The organism is Xanthobacter autotrophicus, from assembly GCF_029991245.1.
In the GTDB taxonomy this organism is placed as follows: Bacteria; Pseudomonadota; Alphaproteobacteria; order Rhizobiales; family Xanthobacteraceae; genus Xanthobacter; species Xanthobacter autotrophicus_C.
The window spans coordinates 1-6,595 of record NZ_JAIVFO010000191.1 but is presented as its reverse complement, the minus strand read 5'-3'; the positions used below and the strand labels follow the sequence as shown (position 1 = coordinate 6,595).

Here is a 6,595-nt window from a genome sequence, read left to right as displayed (position 1 = left end):
TGGGATCGGCGCCGGCCAGAAGTTGGTCCAGAAGCGCGTCAGGAATACGGGGGGCTTTGCGTCGGGCCATCGGGAACCTCCATAAGGTCCATCATGACCGCCCCCACACGAAATTCCTGACACTCCCCCTGCGCCTCGACCCGGGCGGAGAGGGTGTCACCGCCGCGCGGCTTCGGTGCGACACTTCCGGTTTCCTGCACCCTGGCGCACCAGCGCACGGCACTGGCGATGCTCACCCCGAAGCGCTCGGCCGCCTGCCGCCGCGACACCCCGCCCTCAACCGCGGCCACCATCCACTAGCGCAGATACATGGATAGCGTCCTGGCCATGCATGCCGGCCTCCGTATCCGGCAGGAAGCTTGAATCAGAACACCACCGATTTGTAAGACCGTATGTCCGTTGAGGTGAGGCGGCTCGCCCTACACTGCGCCTTCGAGGGTTGCTCGGAGAAGCCGAGCCGATCCTCACCGCAGGAGGACGAGCCATGGAGCATTGTAGCGAGATATTTGTCGGCATTGATGTGTCGAAGGCGCGGAACGCCATAGCCGTGGCGGATGGCGAGCGCGGCGGCGAGGTGTGCTTCGTGGGCGAGGTGGACGCCTCCGAGGAGAGCATGCGCCGAGTGGTGAAGCGGCTCACTGCGAAGGGCGAGTGTGTGCACTTTTGCTACGAAGCCGGCCCGACGGGCTATGGTCTGCATCGCTTGATCACATCCCTGGGCCTTTCCTGTACCGTGGTGGCGCCGGCGCTGATCCCGAGGAAGCCGGGCGATCGGGTCAAGACCAACCGCCGCGACGCCGTTGCCCTGGCCAGACTGTTGCGCGCGGGTGATCTGACGGCTGTGTGGGTTCCCGACGAAGGCCACGAGGCGATGCGGGACTTGGTGCGCGCACGAGCCGCTGCCGTCGAGACCCAGCGCGTCCATCGCCAGCAGGTCAGCAGCTTCATGCTCAAGCACGGCCGCATCTTCCTCGGAAGACGACCTGGGGTGCCCGCCACCTACGTTGGCTGCAGGAACAGAGGTTCGATCATCCCGCCCACCAAATCGCCCTACAGGAAATGGTGGAGGCGGTCAGGATCTCAAGGGAGCGGGTGCTGCGGCTCGAGGGAGCGATCGAGGAGGTTCGGTGCCACGATGGTCATTGGCAGCGGTCGTTCGGGCGCTCCAGGCGCTGCGCGGCGTCGATTTGATCGTGGCAGTTACTTCGCCGTCGAGATCGGCGATCTCAACCGCTTTGAGAGCCCTCGACAGCTTATGGCCTATCTCGGGCTGGTGCCCCGCGAACGCTCGACCGGTGACACCGTCAGGCCCGGTTCGATCACCAAGGCCGGCAACGGGCGGGTGCGCCATATGCTGGTCGAGAGCGCCTGGACCTACCGGCTCCGCCCAGGGTCGGGAAGGCTAAGCTCTACAGGCTGGAGCAGGTCTCGCCGGCTATGCGCGAGATCGCCTGGAAAGCCCAGACCCAACTCTCGGCGCGTTATCGGGCCCTCAGCACCAGGTGTCAACGGCGGAGCAATCATCTGCTTCCGATCCGTCACATGGTTTTGTTAGGTGGTCTAAGGAGCACCCTACCGCAGCCTCACCTCCGGCGGCCCATAGTTCAGGAACTCGACGCCGGCCTCTTCGAGGGCGCGCATCACGGCTTCCGCGTCGCCCGAACCAGCGCGGCAATCGAGAGCAGCACCGCCGAAGCTGCAATCCCGGTGGTGACGACGCCGGCAGGCGTCCAGTGGGCAGTCCCCTGGAGGGAGATGCTCTTGCCCACGCGCACGTCCCACGTCGCCTTCATCTCTTCCGGGTGGTAGGGCGTGGTCGGCTTCTGGCCGTCTGGCTCGTCTGTCATTTCCGGTCCCTCGGGCGCACGCCGGGGGGCCATTACCATTTTGCTTGATGAAGAGCATGCCAAAGGCTTCAAGGGCGCTCATCACTGGCGCCGCACCAACCGCACACCGGGGCCACCATCTGGGATTTCTCCATCTGACAGGAAAATGATACCTTCCCCCTCGAGAGCGACGCGAATTGCCGTGACAGTCTTTTCCCGGAGCGCCTCCCCTCGTTCAAGGCGCGCAATCGTGTCCGGTGAAACTCCAACTAACTCGGCTAGATCGCGAACTCCCAAGGCGAGAGCGGTACGGGCCATTTTGCATTGTATCGGCAGCAATTCGTAACTCCGGTACGACTAATGTTGACGTTGGTCTTACGTCATAAGTATCGTATCATCGTTACGATTTGATAGCAACGGAGGTGGCAATGGCCGCTTTCAACCTCTCCCAAGCAATGCGCCGCCCCTGGTCGCTCCTGCGGCAGTCCATGCAGCCTTTCAGCCGGCCCACCTTCGCGGCCCACCTGCGGCAGGCATGGGAAGCGGCCCGCAACACCCCGGTCACGCCGTAGGAGGTGCTGCAGCGCTATGTGTCGGTGCCGCGTGGCTTCCACCGCGCCGAGGTCAGCCGCCGTGCCGAGCACGCCCTGAACACCGCCCGCATCACCGCCGCAAGCTATCGGAATGCGCCCGAACTCCCGGCGCCAACGATAGTAGGTGAGCGAAGTCACCCCGATCGCCCGCACGGCATCCGCAATGGGGCTTCCTTGGCTGATCAGCACGTTGGCTTGCCGCACTTGGCGATGATCTCTTCCGGCTTGTGGCGTTTTTTTTTGGCATTGGAAAGTCCTTCCTATCTGTCCGAAGACATACATCGGGATGGACCAATTCGATGGGGTGAATCAGAACCGGCCGTTGATAACAGCTTCAAATTGTCGAATAGCTTTCTAATACAGAAGCCGCCATAGGACGGCCCGCAGCCCCCGCTTGCGATGTTGCCGGCTCAGGCCGCGGTGGCAGCACGATGGTCAGACCAAAACCTGATCCAGGCTCGTGTGTGGGGTGACGAAAGTAAAGTCGTCATCAAGCCGGAAATCAGTCACCGCGCCGTCGAGTGAGACCCCCCAAGGAGAGCCTATATACCATGTCTGGCCTAGCCCGCGCGTAAAGGCAAAATCAGTGCCGCTATCGTCAATGACCAAATGGTCGTTGACGATCACCTGCAAATGGTCCGACTTTGTATCCAGAAGGACCACCAAGCTATTGCTGTCAGTCGAATTCAAGTCTAGCCCATAGCTTTGGAAGTTGACGACCTGACCGGTGGCGTTGTAGGTCTTGACGACGATCCCGTCGCCCTCCACAGAAACGATCAGATTGCCGGCGCTGCTCACCAGCACGCCGCTGCTGCCGTCGGCCTCTGCGCGCGTGAAGTCAAGCGAAACGCCAATCCGGTCCGATTGGGCGAAGACCGAGGTCCCGCTGAGGCTCTTTGAGCTGCCGGCCCCCGTCAGCACGATGCTGTCTTCTCCTCCTGAAGCTGCCAGGATGTCGATCACATAGTCATCGAAAACCGGCATCTCGCTCGCCGAGACCACCTCGGTGGCGGTATGGTCAATCGCTTCGAGGTTGAAGGCCGTGATGGTCGAGGCGAAACTCTTGCCGGTCCACGGGTTGCCGAAATTGAGATCCCAGGAACCGGAACCGATGAGGTCGCCGGTCGCCGTGCCCGAACCCACCATCTCGCCGTCGACCACCACCTGCACCAGCCCCTTGTCGTTGTCGTAGGAGACGTCCACGTCATGCACGGCACCATCGTTCATGTTGACGCCAGCGCTCTTGACCGTCCAGCTGCCATCCTCGGTCGTGATCAGGGCCACAAGGTTGCCCTTCGAATCGACCTGGAGCTCGAACATTTTGTAGAACATCACCACGTTGCCGGAGTTTGCCGTGCTGCCATCGGACTGGATGGAAAAGGAGAGGTCGAACCCCGGGGCACCATAAAGTGAGGTCAGCATCAGGCGTGAATAGCTGGCCTGTACGCCCGAGCCCGAAAGCGTGAGCGCTTCGTCCCCCGTTCCTGCAAGGATCGTCGCTAGGTCAACCAACTGATCGTATTGGGGGCTGGTGCCATCGGGCACGGAAGAAAGGTCGCCCGTGTACGTCTCGTAATAAGATTGGCCTAGCACATCGAGCGAAAACTGCGACAGCGAGCCGTCGAAATTCTGGCTGCCCCACGGGTTGCCGAAGCTCAGCCCCCACGAGGCGCGCGGGGGCACCGTCCCGGTCAGTGCGCCTGAGGCCGCCACCGTGCCGTCCGCGACGATCTCCAGAAGGGCGGCGTCGCTATCGTAGTTCACCGTGATTTCGTGCTCGGCACCGTCCAGCATGTTCACGCCAGTGCTGGTCAGCTTCAGCGTGCCGTCGCTGGTGGTCATCTGGAAGACCAGCGCGCCGGTCTTATCCACCGAGAGGACGAAGGTGTTGTGCAGTTGGGCGATTTCGCCATAGTCGTTGGCCTCGCCGCCCGATTCCAGGACCATCGACATGCTGAACTCGCTGGCGCCGAAAAAGGCCCCGAGGTCGTCCCGTGAGATGGTCGCGACCGCCCCCTTAGCACCCAGATCAAGCACCGTGTCGCCAACGGGATCGACTAGGACCACCGTCTCGCCGTAGCGATCGGCGGTGAAGGCCCCGGTCGAGACGTCATAGTGGGCGATCTCGTCACTGGTGATCCGCGCGGTGGCGATGGCGGTGTCGGTCGATCCATCGGCGGTGGTGACCGTCAGCGTGACGTCATAGCTGCCGGTATCGGCATAGCTGTGCTGGACGAGCGCGCCGGTCGCCGTCGTGCCATCGCCGAAATCCCAGACGAAGGTCGTCGTCCCATCGTCCAACAGTGCCCCCGAACTGCTCAGGCTGGAGGAGGCGTCGAAGACCAGCGTATGCGTGGCATTATCGCCCATGGTGATGTCAAAGGTAGCTTCAACCCCGTTGGCCGTGCTGTCGAGAAGCTGCGCCGAGGAACCCGCGCCCGTCGTCGCGATCACGCTGCCGGGGGTGACGATCCACCTGTGGTAGCCGTTCTCGTCCGCCACCATGGAGGAGGTGAGGAACACGTCTTCGTACAAGTTCGCGGCACTCGGGTTGGTGTTCTGAATGATGACATTGCCGTCAACGCTCCAGGTCCCCTTGCCCGAAGTGGTCGCGATGCTGCCGGTGACGTTATCCACGATCGTCACGTCGATCGATTCACTGCCGACCACGATCCCGGGCACCCAGAGCCCCGGGTTCGCGCTGGTGTCGACACTGCTGTCGGCCACTTGCACCATGGTATTGTTGCGGATGACCAGGCCATCCGCGTAAACGACATAGATCCCATGCAAGTGTGAGTTATATATAGTATTATCCTCAATGAGGATATTCTGGTAATACATCGAAGTGCCGACACTTCCCGCCGCCGCCAGTTCATTGTGCAGGAAGATTGACTGTGTCCATTGCCCGTCGCCTATGTCGATGACGTTGCCGCGAATGATCACGTCCGTCGTCGGCTCGGTCGTCCCTGTGGTGTAGAACTGGATCATGTCGTGATGGTAAGCGGAATCTGGCGACACATTGAAGTCGTGCAGCCAGCTGTTCTCGATCAGCAGACCCTGGACCTGAGCGATGTTGATGCCATCATTAGCCATCGAATGGATATTATTGCCGCTGAGCGTGACATTTGTGGAATCGTTGACCGTGATGCCGGTGAAAAACGTGGTGAATTCATTGTTGGCGATCGTCACCCCATCGCCCCGGATGATCCGCAGGCCGATTCCGGTGCCGTAACCGTTCTGGTCCACCGACACGCCCGATGCCAGATCGCCATCGAACATCGAATTGGAGATGGTGATTTTGCTGCTGTCGCTGATGCTGAAGACGTAATATGTGGTCGACGCCTTGCCCGTGGGCACGGTCATGTCGAAGACCAAATTGTCGAAAATTAGGTTTGATGCATTGGCAAGCGACAGCTTGGTGAAGACCGCAGGATTGTTAGGATCGGTCGATGTAATGGTAATCGGAGCGTCGTAAGTAATGTCGGCACCGCTCCACTTTGAAAGTGTCAAGCTATATTGGCCGGGCTTGAGTTGGATCTCGATCCCACCCTCGGGATGGCTCTGCAACAAGCTCATCAGCTCCGCGCTGGTTGAAGCTGTATAGACTTGGCTCGCCATAGGGGCCTCCCTTGAGTTGCAACAAACGCAGACTAATCAGGCTGGTCAGCTTCCATACATACCCTAAATGTTTCCATTTTCACCGCAACCTGTAAATCGGCGTGGATTGAGGCCCCCTGTTTGAGGGGTTATCGGCGTCCAAACGGGCCCCCTCTGACGGAGGGGTTCACAGTGTCATCGAGGTTATCGGAGGCCAGGTTTGGGATGCTTGTGGTGGAGACGATCGCGAAGATCCGTCGCGCGTATTTCGTTCAGGGCAAGGCGATCAAAGCGATCTGCCGGGAGCTGAAGATCTCTCGGAAGGTGGTTCGCAAGGTTCTGCGCTCGAACGAGACGGCGTTCGAGTATGAGCGCTCGGTGCAGCCGATGCCGAAGCTGGGCGTCTGGAAGGGCGAGCTCGATCGGATGCCGTCGAGGAACGAGACCCGTCAGGCTCGCGAGTGCCTGACGCTGATCCGGATCTTCGAGGAGTTGCGGGGCCTCGGCTACGCGGGCGGCTATGACGCTGTGCGGCTCTATGCCAAGGGCTGGCGATGTGACCAGGCCTCGCTATCAGCG

General features: G+C 61.0%; 4 protein-coding genes and 4 pseudogenes. 3 read left to right on the top strand and 5 right to left on the bottom strand.

Annotated elements, in window-relative coordinates; genetic code table 11:
* Nucleotides 1–161: 161 nt before the first annotated feature.
* Nucleotides 162–293, bottom strand: a pseudogene (locus K9U41_RS24005) (IS630 family transposase); the annotation flags it as partial.
* Nucleotides 294–484: 191 nt separating this feature from the next.
* Here K9U41_RS24005 and K9U41_RS21015 point away from each other — a divergent pair.
* A pseudogene (locus K9U41_RS21015) lies at nucleotides 485–1,503 on the top strand (IS110 family transposase); the annotation flags it as partial.
* A gap of 137 nt (nucleotides 1,504–1,640) precedes the next feature.
* Here the strand turns inward: K9U41_RS21015 and K9U41_RS21010 are convergent.
* Both K9U41_RS21010 and K9U41_RS21005 read right to left on the bottom strand, forming a co-directional pair.
* Nucleotides 1,641–1,847, bottom strand: a complete 207-nt coding sequence (locus tag K9U41_RS21010; protein WP_282642798.1) for a hypothetical protein — start codon at nucleotides 1,845–1,847, stop codon at nucleotides 1,641–1,643.
* A gap of 81 nt (nucleotides 1,848–1,928) precedes the next feature.
* Entirely contained in the window at nucleotides 1,929–2,144 is a 216-nt protein-coding gene (locus K9U41_RS21005; RefSeq protein WP_349237863.1) for a helix-turn-helix domain-containing protein, read from the bottom strand.
* 110 nt (nucleotides 2,145–2,254) lie between these two features.
* Between K9U41_RS21005 and K9U41_RS21000 the strand changes: the two genes are divergently transcribed.
* Nucleotides 2,255–2,398 carry a hypothetical protein gene (locus tag K9U41_RS21000; protein ID WP_282642796.1) on the top strand — a complete coding sequence of 48 codons (144 nt, stop codon included), beginning with the start codon at nucleotides 2,255–2,257 and terminating at the stop codon, nucleotides 2,396–2,398.
* A 117-nt stretch (nucleotides 2,399–2,515) separates the two neighbouring features.
* Here the strand turns inward: K9U41_RS21000 and K9U41_RS20995 are convergent.
* Both K9U41_RS20995 and K9U41_RS20990 read right to left on the bottom strand, forming a co-directional pair.
* Nucleotides 2,516–2,634: pseudogene (locus K9U41_RS20995) on the bottom strand (IS3 family transposase); the annotation flags it as partial.
* A 220-nt stretch (nucleotides 2,635–2,854) separates the two neighbouring features.
* A complete protein-coding gene (locus K9U41_RS20990; RefSeq protein ID WP_282642795.1) occupies nucleotides 2,855–6,037 on the bottom strand; it encodes a PKD domain-containing protein in 3,183 nt (1,060 codons plus the stop codon).
* A gap of 204 nt (nucleotides 6,038–6,241) precedes the next feature.
* On the opposite strand from K9U41_RS20990, the pseudogene K9U41_RS20985 reads away from it, so the two are divergent.
* A pseudogene (locus K9U41_RS20985) lies at nucleotides 6,242–6,595 on the top strand (IS21 family transposase); the annotation flags it as partial.